This is a genomic window from Amycolatopsis sp. NPDC049688, from assembly GCF_040674975.1.
Classification (GTDB): Bacteria; Actinomycetota; Actinomycetes; order Mycobacteriales; family Pseudonocardiaceae; genus Amycolatopsis.
On the sequence record NZ_JBFANY010000001.1, the window covers coordinates 1 to 16,790 of the forward strand.

A 16,790-nucleotide genomic window follows, 5' to 3' on the forward strand; every position below is an offset into this window, starting at 1 on the left:
CGGGCGCTGTCTCGATTCTTTGTTGTGGGGGTTTTTCGGATCGTTCTGGTTGGGGGGGGGGGGGGGGGCCCGGGCGCCCGCCCCCGCCGCCCCCCCCCCCCCCCCCCGCCCCTCGTGTGTGTCGGCAGGTCAGCGCGTCGCGGTCGGCTGGTTGGCCTGCTGCTGGGCGAGACGCCGGGCTCGGCGGGCCAAGGTGGCGCGCTTGCGGCGCTGGTAGTAGACGATCATCGCGGTGATGCCGCAGCAGAACGCGATCCCGGACGCCCACTGGCTGGCGGTGCCGCCTTCGGTTGCGCCGGGGAAGTGCCCGATGAACAGGTAGCCGGGCAGCGTGACGGCGCCGAGGATGGTGCCGCGGCGGTAGCGGTGGGCGAGTTTCGGCTTGATGCGGTTGCGGCTGAGGTAGGCGACGACGCAGCCGAGGAGCGCACCGAACATCACGGCGCCGGGGAGGGCAAGCAGGCCGGCTGGGTCGGTGAAGGGTGTGACGAGGAGTCCGATGTAGCCGAAGGGCTGGATGCCGAGGTAGAAGCCGGTTCCTCCGGCGAGGACGAGCCCGGGGATCGTGACGCCGTAACGATTGCTCATGTTTCGAGCGTAAGGCGATTCTCCTACTCTGAAGGGTGATTTCCGGGCCAAGGCACGCAGTATCCGCTCGCGCGCGACACGGCGTTTCGTCGGCGCATCGGATCGGGCGGACGGCGTGGTGTTGAGAGCGGCGGGCATAGTGACCTCCCGGGTGCGGTGGTGTGACATGGGAAAGGCCGGGGCCAGCCGTCAGGCTGGCCCCGGCCTTTGGGGTGGTGCCCGGCCGGAGGGGAAGGTCCGGCCGGACACCGGGTCTCATCAGAACGGCGGCTCGTCGCTGAAGCCGCCGGCGGTCACGCCGACCAGGTCGCGGCCGGCGTCGGCGCTCCACGGGTCCTCGGCCGGGGCGGTGCGGGTGCTGGTGACCAGGTCCCGGTTCACCTTGGCCTGGGTGGCCTGGGTGCTCTTGGTGACCTCGGCGGTGGCGTAGCGCAGCGACGGGCCGATCTCGTCGACGTTGAGTTCCAGGACGGTGCGCTTCTCATCGTCCTTGGTGGTGTAGCTGCGCTGCTGCAGCCGGCCCTGGACCATGACGCGGTGGCCCTTGCGGAGACTGTTGACGATGTTCTCGCCGAGCCGGCCCCAGGCGTTGCAGCGCAGGAACAGCGCGTCGCCGTCGTCCCATTCGCCGGTGGCGCGGTTGAGCTTGCGCGGGGTGGAGGCGACGGTGAAGTTGGTGACGAAGGAGCCGCTGTCGAAGAAGCGGCTGGTCGGGTCGTCGGTGAGGTTGCCGATGATGGTGAGGGTGGTGTCGCCGGCCATGGTGTGTCTCCCTGGTGCTCGTTGGGGTGTGGAACGCGGCGCAGCCTGAGCACGCGGCGGCCGGGGGTCGCCGTCAGGCGACGTCCCCGGCCTGGCTCATCCGCCCGCGCGTGAACCAGCTCGCGCGCGACCGGCATCGGAGCTCGTCTGGGTGAGGGGCTGGTTCACCCGGGCGGATCGGGCCGGGCTTCGGGGACGCACTGCCCCCGGCCGGGGTGTGCTTACCTTCGGGCGATCCACGACCCGGCGAGCCGGGCGAGGCCACCGCCGGTGACACCGACCCACCGTCACGCCACCACCCACCACGCCCCTTCGCCCGTGGCGGGCCGTTGGCCACGGGTCGATGCCCTCGCACCCAACGGCTCCGGCCCCCCAGCGCGAACGGTGAGGAGGGGTGAGCGTCACGCCTGGTCGGGCACGGGTTCGCTCAGCAGCGTGCGGCGAGCATCGGCGCTGCCGTTCTGGACCAGGTCGTAGATCTTTGACGGCGCCACTGCGTGGCCGAGCAGGTGTGAGAGCAGGTCCGCCAGGGGTTGTTCGGGGTCGGCGTTCGCGAGCGCGATCCGGGCACCGGCTCCGTCGCCACGCAGGTAGGCGTGTATGCCGAGGACGGTGGCGAGCTGACTGGCGATGGGCTCGTCGGTGTGGCGCCACAGGTGCAGGAGCAGGTTCTCGGCGGCCAGGCGCGCGGTCTCGTCGGGGACGGCGAGCAGGGCGTCGCGGAACAGCAGCGTGGCGAAGGTTGCGGCGAGATCGGCGATGGCGGCATCGTCGGCGGGTAGCTCGCCGTGGCAGGCCGCGCGGATCGCGGCGTCGGCGCGGGCCAGACGGCGGTGTGCGGCGAGGTTCGAGTCCTGGTCGATGACGGCATGTTCGACGGCGTCGGCGATGTGGGGCTGAAGACAGGCGCGGAGGTTTCCGGGTGCTGGGGTGAAGCGCGCCGCGAGGTCGTCGCGGGAGGCGGCGATGGTGTGTCCGGCGGCGATGGCGGCGGCCGCGGCAGCGGTGGATGCGGGGTCAGGCAGGACACCGGTGCGGCCGGTGTCGCGGTAGGAACGCCAGCGCGCGCCTTCGGCGATGGCCGGCACGGACACGACGTCGACGTCGACGAATCCGCGCTCGGCCAGCTGCGCGATAACGCTGTCGACGTCGGCGCGCGGCGGCAGCGCGCCGTCGTCGGCGGTGTCCTCGTCGTCGGCGCGGACGACGACGCCGGTCACGCAGGAGACGGCCAGCTCACCGCATTGCCGGCTGAACAGCTGCACGCAGTCGTCGGCGTGGCGGGTGAGGTGGGTGAGGTCGATTCGGGTGAGCGGGCCGGTACCGGCCGACCCGTCGTCGTTGGTGAGCGTGGCGATCAGCACGAGAGAGTTCTCGGGAGTGAAGCCGATCAGCGCCGGGATGCTGGCGACTACGACGCTGGTGCTGGCGAGAGTGAGCGGCATCGACGATCGTCCTTTCAGCGAAGAGCGAGCACGGACTGCCGGGTGAGAGCCGGGTCGGGGAGACCGGCGGCCGAGTTCGGCGTGCAGCGTCCGCGTGGCGGGAGGCTGGGATGAACCCGTCGACGGTGCGAGAGTTGTCAGCTTTCGGTGGACGTGGTGAGAGTCGCTCGCAACTGCTGTGCAACGTCCGCGATGTCGGCGTGCAGAGAGGCGAAGTCGACACTCTCGCGCATCCAGCGGTGTACCAGCCGGGTGAGCTTCGTAGGATGCGGACCGCGCTGGATGATGAGCCCGGCGACGACGCTGTCCTTACGCAGGAATGCGGTGACGGCGGTCAGTGCGGTCATCGTGGGCGCGTATCGGTCGCAGGCGTGTCGCCACAGGTGCAGCCACAGTGCCTGGGCTGCCCCGCATCGCCGTTCGGTGTCCTGGATGAGGTGGATGTCGCGCAGGAGAAAGCTGGACAGGGCAGCGATTAGTTCCGCGATCTCGTGGTGGTCGGTGGGGAGCCGGCCGTGGGTGGCGGCGGTGACCGCATCGTCGATCAGCTGCAGGCGCCGGCGCAGCCGCGGGAAGTCACCGGCGAGTTCTTCGGCCTGGACGTCCTCGGCGATCGGGTCGGCCAGAGTGGCGATGCTGTCGCGGACGTCGGCGGGCGCGGGAACGAATTGAGCGAGGAAGGCGTCGCGGTTGCCGTAGACACGGTCGCCGTGGAGTACGCGGTCGGTGGTGAGCGGGGAGATGGCGGGGTCGGGCAGGGTGCCGGTGTGGTCGGCGACGTCGTAGCACGACCAGGGAGCGCCGGCGGTGAAGGCCGGCACGTGCAGGAGCTCGATGTTGGTGAATCCGGCCTCGTGCAGCCGGTGGGTGAGTTCGTGCAGTTGAGCCCGGTAGGGCAGATCGTTGTTGCCACTGGTGTTGTCGTGGACGACGGTGCCGATGAGGCGCTGGACCGGCTGGTCGCCCAGCGCGCGGCTGAGTTCCGTCACGACCGCGCGGGGCAGCCGCATGGCCAGGTCGAGATTGAATCGGGTGGTGCGGCCCAGGCGGACGGTGCCGTCGGTGTGTACGACGGCGGCGACGATCACGAGCGAGTCGGTGGGGACGAACCCGATCAGGGCGGGAATGGCGGCCAGGAGATCCTCGTCGGTCAAGGAAATCGGCTCGGGCATCAGGGAACCTCGCTGACTACAGTGGACGAATGGTGCGGATGAGAGGAACGTGCCGGCGGCCGGTGGCCCGATCGGTCGCTGGTAGGTCGGCGACGTCGCCGGTGAATCGACGGCGGATGTCCCCCGCACGAGCGCCTTCCCGGCAAGGAACAAGGGCGCAGACGACTGGAGACCAGAGGTCACCGGCCGAGTTCAGTGCGCAGCGTTTGCACGGCGATGTGGGCGATCCACGGCGGTGACGGCCGTCGGACGTTCCGGCCGAAGGCAGGGATGAATCCGTTGACCGCGACGCTCCAAAACTCCGGCCAGGGTTCGGCGTCGGTCCGTTCGCTGCGATAGATCACGCGCACGTCCTGCCCGTCGGCACGCCGGGCGTGCGCGGTGATCCGGATCGCGATACGCATCCAGTCGCGGCGCTGCACAGGCTCGTCGTAGAGCAGCGAGACCGGCGTCGCGGGCAGCGCGTGGCACAGCTCGACGAGCACACCGCGCGCGAGGTTCCAGGCGCCGTAGCCGTCGAGGCTGCCGCGGCGGGGGATGTTGCAGGCGACCGACTCGGGCAGCACGTAGGAGCGGCTCCAGTCGTATGCGGTGAACCACAACCGGTCCTCAGGCATGGTCGGCCACCGCCGTGTTCGCCTCGGCGAGCGCGCGGGTCACGCACTTGTCGGTGAAGCAGCGCCGCTCGTCCTGCAGATCCTCGGGCCAGGTGCCGGCGTCGGGTTCGAGGATGTTCCAGGCGGCGGTGAGCGCGGCGTCGGTGCAGAGCCCGTCGGGATCGAGGTAGGGGTAGACGGCTTCGACGACCCGGCAGGCTTCCACGACACCGGAGGGGAAGCAGGTATTGCAGACTGCGGTGATGAACGCGGTCTTGTGCCGCCGGGCGCGAGCGAGGTCCTCGAGCCAGGTTCGGGGTTCCGGCGCGAGCCGGCGGCCGCCGAGTTCGGTTTCGATCAACCGGCACGCCCGGGCGTAGGCGGCTTCGGTGTAGTCGGACGGCGTGCTCTGGGCGGTGGTCGAGGTCATGGCGTGCCTCCGGGTCAGGTGCGGTGAACCCGACCTCGGTGAGCGCACCCGTGGTCCTCGGGCGCCGGTCAGCTCGCGTGACGTGGCGCGGGAGTCGGCGCCCGAGGGCTCGGGTGTGCTGTGCTGGCGGCGGTCGTCCGCACCGGCCGGAGTGCCTGAGCGCGGCTACGGTCAGTCGGCGGGCGGCGGGGAGGTGAGGCCGACCTCTTCTTCCAGCGCCTGCTGGGTCCGGCGCACGAAGTCGAGCAGTTCGGCCCGGTTGCCCTCAACGGTGACCACCGTGACGTTGCGATCATCGGTCAGGACGAGAGCGAAGTCACCGTCGGCGAGCAGTTCGACGCCGGCCTCGTCGCCCGGGCGTGCCAGCGTGACGTCGCATCCTGCGGGGATACCGGCGTAGTCGCTACTCATCGTGGGTCTCCTCGGACTCGGCGGTGTCGGCGGGTGCTGTGGGCGAACCCGCGAGCGTCCGGTGCCGGGCGCGGATGTCCCAGAGCATCTGCGGATCGATTGCGGGGTAGGTGTTTTCGGTGACGTAACGGATCACGGTGTCGACGTGGATCGGATCGTCGTGTGACAGGAGGGCCAACGCCTCACAGGTGTCCTCGTCGAGGCGATCGAGGTCAACGTCGGGTACGTGCCACAGCCAGGTCGGGAAGACGTACCGGCCGTCCGCGTCGGGCCGGAGGCGCTCGACGGCGGGACCGCTTGCCGGATCGGTGTCGTCGCGGAGTCCGTCGTCATCGGTGACGATCAGGTCGTCACCGTCCCAGCGGAAGCGCAGATGGTCGGAGGTGGCTTCGACGATGATGGCGATCCACTCGGTGACGACACGACGAAACCGCAGTGTCACGGAGTAGTAGCGGCGGCCGTCTTCACCGTCGGCCGCGAACTGGGGCTCGCCCAGTTGCGCGGGGAAGTAGGGCTGCTCGTCACCGCACACCAGTCCTTCGTCGACGCGGAGAACGGCGGCGGGGAGGCCGTGCGGCTCAATGTTGTCCGGCATCGGGTCACCTGCCTCTATCTGAAGTGGACGTGAGGGTGTTTGGTTCGCGGGTGTCAGGTGCAGTCCAGGCCGCATCGGCAGCACAGCAGCGCGACACCCTCAGGCGCGCTGCGGTCTGCCGGGTCGGGCTGTGGGGTGCCGGTGGCGTTGAACCAGAGCCCGGGGCACGTCTGGTCGTCGTAGTCCTCCGGGCGCCCGATCGGCCAGGGCCAGTTCGGTACCTCGATCACGGTGCGGCCCGGGTGGACGTACTCGCGGGTCATCTCGTTGCGGCCGTGCCAGCGGACGGGTTCGTCGCGTCGGCGCAGGGCCCCGAGCCCGTCGTCAGCTTTAGCGTCCACCGACCGGCGAGAGGAAGCGGCCCCGGCGGCGCGGCGGAGAACGTCGGGCAGAGAAGGTGCGGACATCGGAATTTCCTTTCAGTGGGCGCAGAATGCGTGGTGGACGGTGCGGACGAGCGCAAACCGAGAGCGGCACAGCCGGCAGGAGACCGTGGCGGGGTAGCGCAGTTCCGGCGGTGCGGGAGCCTCGCCGGGCGACCGCGCTGGTGGAGTTGTGCTGTCGTAGCGCGGATTCCACGGTGTGCGGTGGGTGTTGCGCTGCGAGTTGTCCCAGCGGATCGTGATCGACCAGTCCGGTTCGGTCAGGTCGCCGTCGCGGAATCGGATGGTGACGGTCTCGACGAGGTACCGGCGATGCCAGTACCCGTCCCAGTAGGTGCCGCCGACCTGGCGCGGGCCGATCGCGTCGAAGACCTCGCGCATTCGCTCCCGATGTCGCCACAGGCGGATTTGTGCCGCGTCGAACGCGCGTAGCTCGTGCGGCGGCGGTGCCCAGAGACAGTCGCAGGGCTGCGGGTACCACGGTTCGGGCTCGTCGGAGTCCCACGGCTCGATGGGGTCGTCGCGGTCGCTGACCAGGAATTCGCCGTTGCCGCCGCAGTCGCGGCAGCGGGCGAGAGCCCACAGCCCGCGCAGGTGGGTTTGGCGGTATCCCTCGGGAACGTGGATCGTCGGCTCCGTCATGTGCACCTCCGTGAACGGTCGGTCACCGGCGGGCGGGGCCCGCCGGTGGTGAACGGGGCCTCGCGAGCACGGCGCGGCCCGGGCCGGCCACCGCCGGACAGTAGATCGGCGTTCTGGCAAGGTCCGGGCCGCGCCGTGCTTTTCTGGTGACCGGGTGCGCCGCGCGGCGTCCCGGCGAGGTCGGCAGCTGGCTACTTCTCGTGCGGCACGTCCGGGATCGGCACGAAGTGGGCGCAGACCACTGGTTGCCGTTGCCGAGCCTCGGAAATGACGATGCCGATGGCGTCGCGCAGGCAGCTGCGGACGGCGTGGTGGCTGGGACGGCTTGCCGGGTGGTGATGGACGACGACCGGGTCGAGAGGCCGCTGGCGCTCGCGGTGCTCGCCGGCCTGGTCGTGTTCTTCGACGCTGGACAGCGTGGCGGTGAACCCGATGTCGGGCTGGAAGGCGATGTGCAGGCGCGCCCGGGGCAGCCAGCCGTGGGAGGTTGGGCGGCCGAGGTTCCAGTAGGCGGTCGCGGTGTGGCCTTCCCCGCGGATGACAGGGTGGGGATGCGGGGTGATCGCCGAGACGATGACCGGGTCGACCGGTGCGGCGGGTTCGCCGTCGTGTGGGCGGACGTCGGTCTTGTAAATGGTGAACCCTGAGCCGGGGCGTTCGCCGGCGATGGCTACGCACATGCCCTGGTCCTGTACGACCGTGCCCGGCTGTTGCACCCCGTCCCAGGTGAAGTCGATGCGGTCGCCTTCGGTGTAGCGGTGCTGGAGCATGGGCAGCCAGCCCGCCGGGATCAGGTGGGCGGGGATGAGAGCCTTTTCCAGGTCGGTGCTGTCCGGTTGCCGCTGCCAGAGCCAGACCAGCTCCTGTGTGCCGGAGGCGGCGGGATCCGATGGCGCGGTTTCGGGCATGGCGGGTCTCCTTCTCAGCGGATGGCGAGCTGCAGTCGGGGTGCCGGGCGGTCGGTGAGGATGCGGGGGTGTTCGCGGCCGGCGGCGATGCCGTCGCGGATGGTGGTGGCCAGTTCGCGGTCGTCGAAGTCGGCGACGCCGAGGTGGTGGCGGGCGGCGTTGGTGAGGTGGTGGGTGATCGCGGCGGCGCTGATCCAGCCGTTGCCGTGCAGTTCGCCGAGTGCCGCGGCGGCGGCGTAGACGGTGATATGGCGATGGCCTTCGGTGGCGGTGGCGACGTTGCGGCACTCCGCGGTGACGGCGGCCTGGACGTAGGCGCTGACCCGGCGGCTGGTCGCCGGCAGCGGCGGTGGTGGCGGATGCGCAGCTGGCGGGGGTGCCGGTGGCGGGGTGAGGGCGGTGACGAGCCAGGCGGGCAGGACCGCCACCGGGAGGTCCCAAGTGATGGCATAGGGCACCGGCACGCCGTGGACGACGGCGAGAGACCCCGGGGCCGTGACGAGCGCGCCGGGGCCGCGGGTGTCGACGTGCCAGCCGAGCCCGCGGCCGCGGGCGCCGACGGTGCTGCGCAGCCGCGATCCGGACGGCCGGGAGAAGAACCGGTGTTCGCCGCCGCGTGGGGTCGCGACGGTGAACGTGTCCACCGGGTCGGGTTCGCCGGCCTGCTGGGCGAGCAGGGCGAGGACGTCGCGGCCGTGGGTGATGCCGCGGCGGACCCAGTGGAGGGGGATCGGTCCGTGGGCGGCGTCGAGGTCGAGCACGAGCAGACCTGCTGGTCCGCAGGCGATGCCGACGTTGTGTCTCGGGTGGCGGCGCCACCAGCGGCGGATGCGGTCGGGATCGCAGGTGGCTCGCTGCTGCCAGTCGGGAATGGCGGGCCGCTTGCTGCGCGGGGCGAGCGGGAATACCGGCCATCCGCGCCCGGCGGCGCCCAACGCGGCTGCCAGCAGTCCGTTGGTGGCGGGGACGAGCGCCCGCGTCGGCGTAGTCGTGGTGGTCATGGCACCAGCTCGGCCGCGATCGGGGCTGGGACGGGATCGATGACCATGGCGGCGGCGTTGTCGGTGCCGCCGAAGTACCGGGCGGCGAGTGTCAGCCGGTTCGCGCACGCGGCCGGGGCGCGGAACGTGCGGCACGCGCGGACGAGGGAGGCGTGCGGCACGGGTTTGTGGACGCCGTCGCTGGTGAGGAGCAACCGGCGACGGGGCCCGGTCGTGGTGATGTGGCCGATGGTGTTCTCGTCGGCGGTGGCCACGGAGCTGGTGACGACGTTGTCCGGCCGGGCGGCCAGCTGTTCGAGGTCCTGCGGCCGGTCTCGGTAGTGCTCGGCGAGGCTGTCGCGTAGGTGTTGTCCTTCGGTGTGGTCGACGGTGAGCTGGGTGAGGACGCCCGCGTCGGGGTCGTATTCGTAGGCGCGGCAGTCCCCGACCCACGCGATGTCCCATCCGCCACCGTGCTCGGGCGGGCGTGGGGCGGCGACGACCATGACGGTGTCGCCGTCGTGGACGGCCGCGAGGGTGCCGGCGGCGGTGAGCAGCCCGGCGACGGCGCCGCGGTCGGCGGCGACGTAGGCGGCGGTGGCGGCCGCGCTGCCGGCGGCGTGCACGGCGAGCGGGGAATCGCCGATGCCGTCGGCGACGGCCCAGCCGTGGCGGGTGCCGACGAGGGAGACGTGGGTGCCGGTGGCGTCGGCCTGGTGGGTGCGGCCGCCGATGCGCAGCGCCGTTCCGGGGAGGTAGGTGGGGTGGTCGGCGGCGTGGCGGCGGTGGTGGCGGGCCAGGGCGCGGGCGTCGCTGTGGGATTCGGCGATTTCGGCCCAGCCGCACCGGCAGGTGGCGTGGGTCCAGCATGGGCCGGGCGGCAGTGGGGCGTACGGCCAGACGGGGTGGTGCCCGGCGGCGTAGGTGCTGGTGCGGTGGATGGTGTCGAAGACCGGAGGAAGGTGCGGATGCATCGAAGGAACTCCGTTCACGCGCGGGGCTCGCGGCGAGCCCGGCGGGAGGCGAGAGAGGACGGGGCGGGGCGGGAAGCTGGGGCGGGCCCGGCTGTAGTGAGCGGGCCCGCCCCCGGCGAGGAATCGGGTGCGGCGGCGGTCCGGGCGGCTAGATCGCGGCGCCGATCAGCTCCGCCTCGACCTCGGTGTCCTGCTCGACCGGTTCCGGAGCGGTGCCGTCCGCGGCGTCGCCATCGGCGTGGTCGGCTGCCGTGTCGCTCTGGTCGTCCGTGACCGCGCGGTCGATGCCGTCGACCCCGGCGGTGGGGTCCTCGACTTCGGTGTGGTCGGCGTCGTTCGGGGCCTCGGCACCGCCGGCCTCGTCACCCGCGACGGTCGTGCCGCCGTCGCTGGTGGCGTCGGTGGCGAGGTCGCCGAGCTGCGCGGCGATAACCTCCTGCTCGGTTTCCGGGTCGATCACCTTCCGCTCCACATCGGAAGCCGGGTAGCCCCAGCCGATGATCGCGGCCATGTACGCCTTCGCGGAGCCCCACGGGCTGCGCCAGGTGTTGCGGGAAAGGTCCGCCTCGATCGCGCAGAGGGTGAGGAACAGGTCGTAGAGGGTGGCCTTCCCCGCCGTGGGGGCCTTGGCGACCTTGGCAGTCAGATCGGCGAGCGTGGCCCCGTCCCGCAGACCGAACAGCGTCATGGCCAGCGGGTGGTTGCGCTCGAACGCGCGCCGCAGCTCGTAGCCGCCGTGCGCCTTCTGCAGCGCGAGGAACAGCTGCGCGCCCTTCGGAGCGGTGCTGCGCTGCACCAGCGCGGCCAGCCATTGCCGCCGCGTGGCCTGCGAGGCGTCCCAGTCCTTATTGTTCTGGATCACCCACTTGCGGATGATCGCCGCCTTCCGGCGCTCGAGTTCGGCGGCGGCGTGGGCAGCACGCGCGGCCGCGACCTCATCGGCCCGCTCGGCTGCATCCTCGTCCTCGGAGGACTCGTGGTCGACGGAGGTGCCGGCGCTGGTGGACGCGGGGGTGAAGTCCGCGCGGCCAGCCGGGGCGTAGCTGAGGGCGTGACCGTGGGCGAGGAAGTCGGCGCAGCCATAGACGGCCACCGGGATCTGGTTGCCCTGCTCGTCGTGGTGATCGGTCTCGATCCAGGCGCCGTGTCCCGGGCAGGACGCGTGATCCTCCGCGGTCAGCTCGGTGTGGGGCTCGTCCTCGGGGGTGGGGCGCAGCCGGTCCAGCGAGCGCGCGTCCCCGTCGTGCCCGGGCAGGCTCGCATCGAAGATCGTGACGCCCGCGGCGGTCAGTTCCTCGGTGAGGTCCTCGGTCAGGGCCGCGAGCCGCTGCTTGTCCGCGCGTTCGGTGCGCTTGCGCTCGGCGAGCTGGGCGAAGTTGTTCGGCGCCGTACGCGCGGTCAGGATGAGCTCCTTCGCCGTGTCGGTGTCACCGGCTTCATCGAATTCGGCGATGACCGCGGCCTGCAGCAGATCCAGGTCGTAGCGTTCGCTGGCCTTGAGCGCCAGCTCGCTCTGCCCGGCCCGCAGGACGTTCTCGACGTAGGTCTTGCCCTTCCTGCCCAGCGCGAGCTTCCGGGCGATCCCCGCGGGCTTGAGATTGAACGCGGCGAGCTGCTCCAGAGCCCGTGCGGTGTCCGCCAGCGTAAGGGACCTGCGGAAGGCGGGATCGTTCTCGATGAACTGGTTGACGATCCGCTCAATGGTGGCCTTGCGCTCGTCAGCCGGCGGCGGGGTCTTCATCCAGACCGGCACCTGGCAGCCGGCTTCACGGGCGTTGAGGACGCGGCGCTGCCCTTCGGTGACCACGACGGCGCCGGTGTCGTAGTCGCGGTAGCCGTTGACCGCGGTCTTGACACCGTGAGTCTTGAAGTTCGCTGTGGTGTCCTCGTCGGCTTCGGCGTTGTCGGTGCGCACGTTCTCGGCGAGCAGCACCTTGTCCGGGTCGGCCCGGACGATAGTGTCGATCTCGGCGTCCCACTGCGCGTGCAGCGCCGCGCGGTCCGTAGCGGACAGCTCGTCGAGCGAGGTCTCCTCGACCTCGGTCGAGGACGTGTCGCCGTCGGGGGCGGTGCCGACGGTGACGGCACCGCCCAGCTCGTTGGTGGGGAGGTCGGTCGTGGGGAGGTCGGTGTCCGGTGCGGCCGTCGGGCTATCGGTGTCGCGCTGAGTCGGCAAATCCATCGTGCTGGTCACGAAGGCGCTCCTTCACACGGGCCGGCCGGTCACCGGCAACGAATCCGATGACCGGCCACGAACCCCGCACCACCTCCTTCTCCATCACCAAGTCGCGGTGGAGAAGAAGGGGAGTGCGGGCGTCCCGGTCGGGACGCACTCGCCCAAGCGGGGCCGCCCGCGTCGGCGGCAAGCCCGCCCCGACCGCACGACGGAAAGCAGAGATCGTGATTGGGCGGGCTTCCGCCGACGCCAGGCTTCGCTAGAGTGCGTCGGCCCGACCGGACCACCCGCACCCCCTTTCTCAGCGCAGCAACACTTTCCTCATCTTCCTGCCAAGTTCATTGCACCGGTTCGTCGCCAACGGGCTCTTGCCTCACAACTCATCTCCTGTTGCAGCTCACCTGGGAGCCGGATTCCGCAGCAGGCACAGCATTCCGCTGCGGTGGTAGAACGTCAGCCAGATATCGGCGATGTCCGGGTGCGCCCGGCCGTCCAGGTCGGTACGTGCCAGGCCAGCCGCAGGCACCGCGCAGCCATCCGGGGAGTGATCCGGCCGTCTCGTATCGCCTCATCCAGCTCCCGTACCGCGTTGGCGGGAAGGCCGGCGACGGCTTGGATGTAGTCGATTGCGGCGCCGGGTTCAGGTGCGGCACCCCATCGGTAGCGCGCGCGTTCCCGAGCTCGGGCGACGCTGTCCCGCAGCGACTCCAGCGACGGCAGCGACGGATCGGGCTCGGCGACGGTGACCTGCCGCACGAACAGGTCGACGCGGTCGAGCAACCACTGCGGGATCCGGGCGAGGTAGCGCGCACGCTGCGCCGGGGTGCAGCGGCACTTCTTGGTCCGGACGCTGCTGGAAGGGCAGTCGCGGGCGATGAATACCATGCGTGCTCCGGCCGGGCGGGATTCGGCGCCTGCCGCGGCGGTGATGCCGATCGTGCCGTGCTCCAGCGCCGGACGCAGGACCTCGACGATGCGGGCGGAAAGCTCGGGGACGTCTTCGACGGTCAGGACGCCGCGGTGGGCCAGCGTCAGCAGTCCCGGGCGACTGAGTGATCCGGCTACTGCGGCGACCGTGTCGTCTGGGCGCAGGCAGCGGCAGGTGGCCGGGTGGGCGCTTCGTTGCCGGGCCAGGGGTGCTCGGCCAGGAAGTGCCACGTGCTGACCTCGAGTGCCTCGGTGTCGGTGAGGTCGGCCATCAGCGCTCGGATCAACCGTGGCAGCAGGAGGACCGGGGTGCCGGGGGCCGCGACGTGCAGGGTGTGGTGACCGCCGGCGGCGGCGACTGCGGCGGCCCGGACCGCCGTGGGCGACAGCCGGGCCCACGCTTCAGGCGTCCAAGGTGCGGTAGGCGATGCTCCGTCGCGCGACTCGGGCCGCTGGGTCTGGTTGGGTCCGCTTCGCAGCCAGCTGACCAGGTCGTTCAGGCAGGCGACCGGGACGATGGTGAGGCCGGGGACATCGCGGGCTTCGGCAGCGCTGGCGGCTGGCACGACCAGGTGGGTGAACCCGGCCCCGGCGGCTGCGATCGCCCGCGTCCGCACGTCGGGGACCGGCCGGGCGGTGCCGTCGAGACCGAGTTCGCCGATCCAGTGCCGTCGCGGTCAGCCGCCGCGCCGGCACGGCCTCGGCAACCAGCAACGCCGCGGCCGCGGCGGCGAGATCGACGTCAGAGCGCGGGTGCGCAGCGGAGGCGGTCAGGTGCACGACACCCTCGGGCCACGTCAGGCCGGAGCGGCCGCCGTGGTCCCGGGCGGCGCTACCGTGGGTCGCCGGACGCGCCCGACCGGTCGCCGGCCGCTGTGGTGGGCGGGGTGCCGGTGCGGCGAGCGGCGCGGGCGGCCTCGACACCGGCCTGCCAGCGGCTCCACCGGCGCCCGGCTTGGCGGGCCTTGAAGTGCGCGATGTTGTTTGCCGGGATCCCGACCGGCGCCGGCCCGAGCACGGCCAGCAGGTCGGACTCTTCTTGCGAGTGCCAGCCGGCGGCGGTGATGGATTGTTCGTCGGGGAAGACGTCGGCGACTCGATCCACGGTCGGGTCCAGTGTGGAGTCTTGGGTTCCGCCGTAGGAGTAGACCCACCAGAAGTTCCGTGGCGGATTCGGCTCAACCAGCTCCCGGAACGCCGCGACTTCCTTCGTGTAGGTGTAGAAGCGGGTGCGCTGGCGGGCGCGCATGATCTCCAGCCACGCCGTGAGGTAAGCGCGGGAGTAGAAGTCACCGCTGTCGTGGATCCGCACCCACGCGTCGATGAACCGGTTGTGCGACAACTCATCCAGCATCGCATGCTGCCAGCCGGACAGATCGTCCATGGTCCAGCGCAAGTTGTCCTGATGGCGTGCTTTCACCTGGGGAAACAGGTAGGTGCCGTTGCGGGCGTAGCAGGCTTGCGCACAGATTCCGGCCGAGGGACAGGCATTGTAGTTGCGGCCATCGGGAAGCTTGCCCGCGAACGCGGGTAGGGACCAGTTCCAGATCCCGAGCCGTTTCAGTTCGCGGTTCTGTCGCAGCAGCGTCATCGTGTCCACCGTCCTCATGCCACTCGATGCATGGGGAGGCCACACCAAGATCCGGTTCCTTCCACTGTACACCTGTTACGCCACGGCGACGAGACTCCGGCGGCCCGTGGGGTTGGACTGTCCTATCCGGATTCACAAGCCGGTTATCAGATTAGCTCGGCGAGTCGCGACGACGGGATGGCACTCCGATGACGTCCACGCCGGCGGCATCTCGGACAGGCAGTCGCGCGGGCTGGTCGGCGGCGGTGCGCCGGCTCGGCGGACTCGGCGAGGTGCCGGTCGAGCGCGGCCAAGACCTGCCCGGTCCAGCCGGGATCGGACAGCCGGAACGGGGCGGGCGAACCCCAGCTACCGAGGACATCGGCGACGACCCGGGCCGAGACGCGCCCTTGGGCAAGCCGGTGCGCGGTCTCCCGGCCGGCCGATGGACCGCCAAGTGGCGCAGCCGCGCTGGTGGCATCGGTGGAGATCCAGTTCCCGGCCTGGTAGATGCCGCCTCGTGTCCCTGGGCGGAATCGACATACGACACGATCAGCCAGAGACGGGGGCAGACAGCGCGGAGCTGACGGAGGCTAGTGGCGACCATCTGCGTCATCGGGTGCTCGTGCGGGCGCAGTGCGACGCGGAGCAGCTCCACGCACTCGGTCTGGTCCAGGTCGTAGGGGGCTGCCGAGCGCGGCCGTGGCGGATCGGCCGAACATGATCACGTCGGTGAACTCGCCGTGCTCCCAGACGCCGAACGGGGCGATCTTGCTGGGCGGCATCTTCTGCGAGTAGTACCAGCGCAGTACGGCGTACTGCGCGGCGTGCCAGCTGCAGGGCGCCACGAGCAGCGGCACGGCCGGGTCAGCGTGTGGCCGCCCGGCGGAGGCAGCTCCGCGGCTCCGACGGGAGAGAGTGCACGCCGAGAACTGGTCGAGGCGGCGCACGTCGGTAAGCGGGCGGAAGTCGGATTCAGGAGCGTCACTCTTCTGGGGTGTCTGGTATGCGCGGACTCACCCACCTCTCATGCGCTCAGCACTGAATCAAGATCAGCATGGCGCCTTAGCTGCGAACAAAGCGCAACGGAGAATGCGGCGCACGCTACGTAGTTTTTGCGAGTTGCGGGCAAATACGGATCGTCATCATCTTGTTATGTTCCGGCCATTTTCTGGCGGGGATCCCGCGCGACATGTTGCTGGAAATCGAAATCCACCAACTAGGGCGCCCTTGTGGGATGTGCTAACTTGTAGCTGACCGCCTGCTGGGGGCGGTGCAGAACTTGATCATCCAAGAAGTACGGTGGACTTTGCACTCGAAATAGAGGCCAAATTGGTCATGCAGGTTAATAATTTACATTTATGAACAACGTCTCCGAATATAACGGTTGAATATTTTTTCGGAGAAATGGGTGGCGCCTGAACTGCTGTAACAGTCCAGGCGCCGGAACAAACCGAGTCGAATCCGAGCCAACAAGGTCGTTCCGTTATGAAGTCTAACAGTATTGGCGTCATCTCACGCAAAGAGTTGACTGCTCGACGCGCCTGGTCGCGACTGGCCTCTGGTCGTCCGTGGAGTAGGCGCTCGCGTGCGCCGCACCCTACTGGGGGTTTCAACACAGAGCGTGACGCGTTTTGGCGGGCAGTAGTCGAACTCTTCGCGGACGAGCGGGCTGCCGACCGCCTAATCAAGTTCACGATAGTTGTCACCGTTGGCCTTGTCTTCGTGGCCGGCATTGCCGGAGCTGTGCTGATCGTGCGTCCAGAGGTTATGGACGTGTTCACCTCTGGGCGCTGAGTCCCACCTGGCTGGCCGTGGGTCAACCACGGCCAGCCAGTGCCAGCCCGGCAACGCTGCGAAGCGTCGAGCTTCGTACAGACCGTGAGGTGCTATGCCTAACCGGTGCGGTGGCCGGGGGGCAGGCAGGGGCACCCCGGAGTGGCGGTGCGTGACGGGCGTCGACCGCGCTGTGCGGACTCGCTGGTCGCCGGCTCGTCCGGCGCCACGGCTCAGGCTCGACGGGACCGGTCGACTCTGAGTTCTCCGGCTCGGACGGGTTGTCAGGCTCGCGGTCAGCGTCGGGTGCAGTGACAGCCAGACCCGGTGCTGGAGATGCCTCCCGCCGTCGTGGCCAGGCGCTGGGCTATACCGCTGACTGCGCCGAAGACCACGCCATCCTCGCCGGAGCGACCTGGGCCAGCTACCCCTCCCACCGGCGTTCACGCGCAGAG

17 protein-coding genes are annotated in these 16,790 nt (G+C 70.3%); all 17 read right to left on the reverse strand.

The window, feature by feature from the left end; all coding sequences use genetic code 11:
• Window positions 1-129: 129 nt before the first annotated feature.
• Window positions 130-588 carry a hypothetical protein gene (locus tag AB0J55_RS00005; RefSeq protein WP_364240419.1) on the reverse strand — a complete coding sequence of 153 codons (459 nt, stop codon included), beginning with the start codon at window positions 586-588 and terminating at the stop codon, window positions 130-132.
• A 258-nt stretch (window positions 589-846) separates the two neighbouring features.
• Window positions 847-1,350, reverse strand: a complete 504-nt coding sequence (locus tag AB0J55_RS00010; RefSeq protein WP_364240421.1) for a single-stranded DNA-binding protein — start codon at window positions 1,348-1,350, stop codon at window positions 847-849.
• 401 nt (window positions 1,351-1,751) lie between these two features.
• Complete coding sequence (locus AB0J55_RS00015; RefSeq protein WP_364240423.1) at window positions 1,752-2,795, reverse strand: DUF4192 domain-containing protein; 1,044 nt, start codon at window positions 2,793-2,795, stop codon at window positions 1,752-1,754.
• Between the two features lie 137 nt (window positions 2,796-2,932).
• Window positions 2,933-4,150: a DUF4192 domain-containing protein gene (locus AB0J55_RS00020; protein ID WP_364240426.1), complete on the reverse strand. Its 1,218-nt coding sequence runs from the start codon at window positions 4,148-4,150 to the stop codon at window positions 2,933-2,935.
• Complete coding sequence (locus AB0J55_RS00025; RefSeq protein ID WP_364240429.1) at window positions 4,147-4,584, reverse strand: hypothetical protein; 438 nt, start codon at window positions 4,582-4,584, stop codon at window positions 4,147-4,149. Before AB0J55_RS00025 ends, AB0J55_RS00020 begins: the two co-directional genes overlap by 4 nt.
• Window positions 4,577-4,993, reverse strand: coding sequence for a hypothetical protein (locus tag AB0J55_RS00030; protein WP_364240431.1), 417 nt, complete (start codon window positions 4,991-4,993; stop codon window positions 4,577-4,579). The genes AB0J55_RS00025 and AB0J55_RS00030 overlap by 8 nt, the downstream gene beginning before the upstream one ends.
• 171 nt (window positions 4,994-5,164) lie before the next feature.
• Complete coding sequence (locus AB0J55_RS00035; protein ID WP_364240433.1) at window positions 5,165-5,404, reverse strand: hypothetical protein; 240 nt, start codon at window positions 5,402-5,404, stop codon at window positions 5,165-5,167.
• Window positions 5,397-6,083 (reverse strand): hypothetical protein, encoded by a 687-nt coding sequence (locus AB0J55_RS00040; protein WP_364240436.1) that lies wholly within the window; start codon window positions 6,081-6,083, stop codon window positions 5,397-5,399. Before AB0J55_RS00040 ends, AB0J55_RS00035 begins: the two co-directional genes overlap by 8 nt.
• Window positions 6,053-6,340 carry a hypothetical protein gene (locus AB0J55_RS00045; protein WP_364240438.1) on the reverse strand — a complete coding sequence of 96 codons (288 nt, stop codon included), beginning with the start codon at window positions 6,338-6,340 and terminating at the stop codon, window positions 6,053-6,055. Before AB0J55_RS00045 ends, AB0J55_RS00040 begins: the two co-directional genes overlap by 31 nt.
• Before the next feature lie 78 nt (window positions 6,341-6,418).
• Complete coding sequence (locus AB0J55_RS00050; RefSeq protein ID WP_364240440.1) at window positions 6,419-7,024, reverse strand: hypothetical protein; 606 nt, start codon at window positions 7,022-7,024, stop codon at window positions 6,419-6,421.
• 191 nt (window positions 7,025-7,215) lie between these two features.
• Window positions 7,216-7,932, reverse strand: a complete 717-nt coding sequence (locus tag AB0J55_RS00055) for a hypothetical protein (protein WP_364240442.1) — start codon at window positions 7,930-7,932, stop codon at window positions 7,216-7,218.
• 14 nt (window positions 7,933-7,946) lie between these two features.
• Entirely contained in the window at window positions 7,947-8,933 is a 987-nt protein-coding gene (locus tag AB0J55_RS00060) for a bifunctional DNA primase/polymerase (protein ID WP_364240444.1), read from the reverse strand.
• Window positions 8,930-9,886 carry a hypothetical protein gene (locus AB0J55_RS00065; RefSeq protein WP_364240447.1) on the reverse strand — a complete coding sequence of 319 codons (957 nt, stop codon included), beginning with the start codon at window positions 9,884-9,886 and terminating at the stop codon, window positions 8,930-8,932. Before AB0J55_RS00065 ends, AB0J55_RS00060 begins: the two co-directional genes overlap by 4 nt.
• A gap of 148 nt (window positions 9,887-10,034) precedes the next feature.
• On the reverse strand, window positions 10,035-12,080 hold the full coding sequence (locus AB0J55_RS00070) for a hypothetical protein (RefSeq protein WP_364240449.1): 2,046 nt from the start codon (window positions 12,078-12,080) through the stop codon (window positions 10,035-10,037).
• Window positions 12,081-12,515: 435 nt separating this feature from the next.
• Window positions 12,516-13,220: an ATP-binding protein gene (locus AB0J55_RS00075; protein ID WP_364240452.1), complete on the reverse strand. Its 705-nt coding sequence runs from the start codon at window positions 13,218-13,220 to the stop codon at window positions 12,516-12,518.
• Window positions 13,124-13,555 carry an ATP-binding protein gene (locus AB0J55_RS00080; RefSeq protein WP_364240455.1) on the reverse strand — a complete coding sequence of 144 codons (432 nt, stop codon included), beginning with the start codon at window positions 13,553-13,555 and terminating at the stop codon, window positions 13,124-13,126. Before AB0J55_RS00080 ends, AB0J55_RS00075 begins: the two co-directional genes overlap by 97 nt.
• Window positions 13,556-13,821: 266 nt before the next feature.
• Entirely contained in the window at window positions 13,822-14,580 is a 759-nt protein-coding gene (locus AB0J55_RS00085; protein ID WP_364240458.1) for a hypothetical protein, read from the reverse strand.
• Window positions 14,581-16,790 lie beyond the last annotated feature (2,210 nt).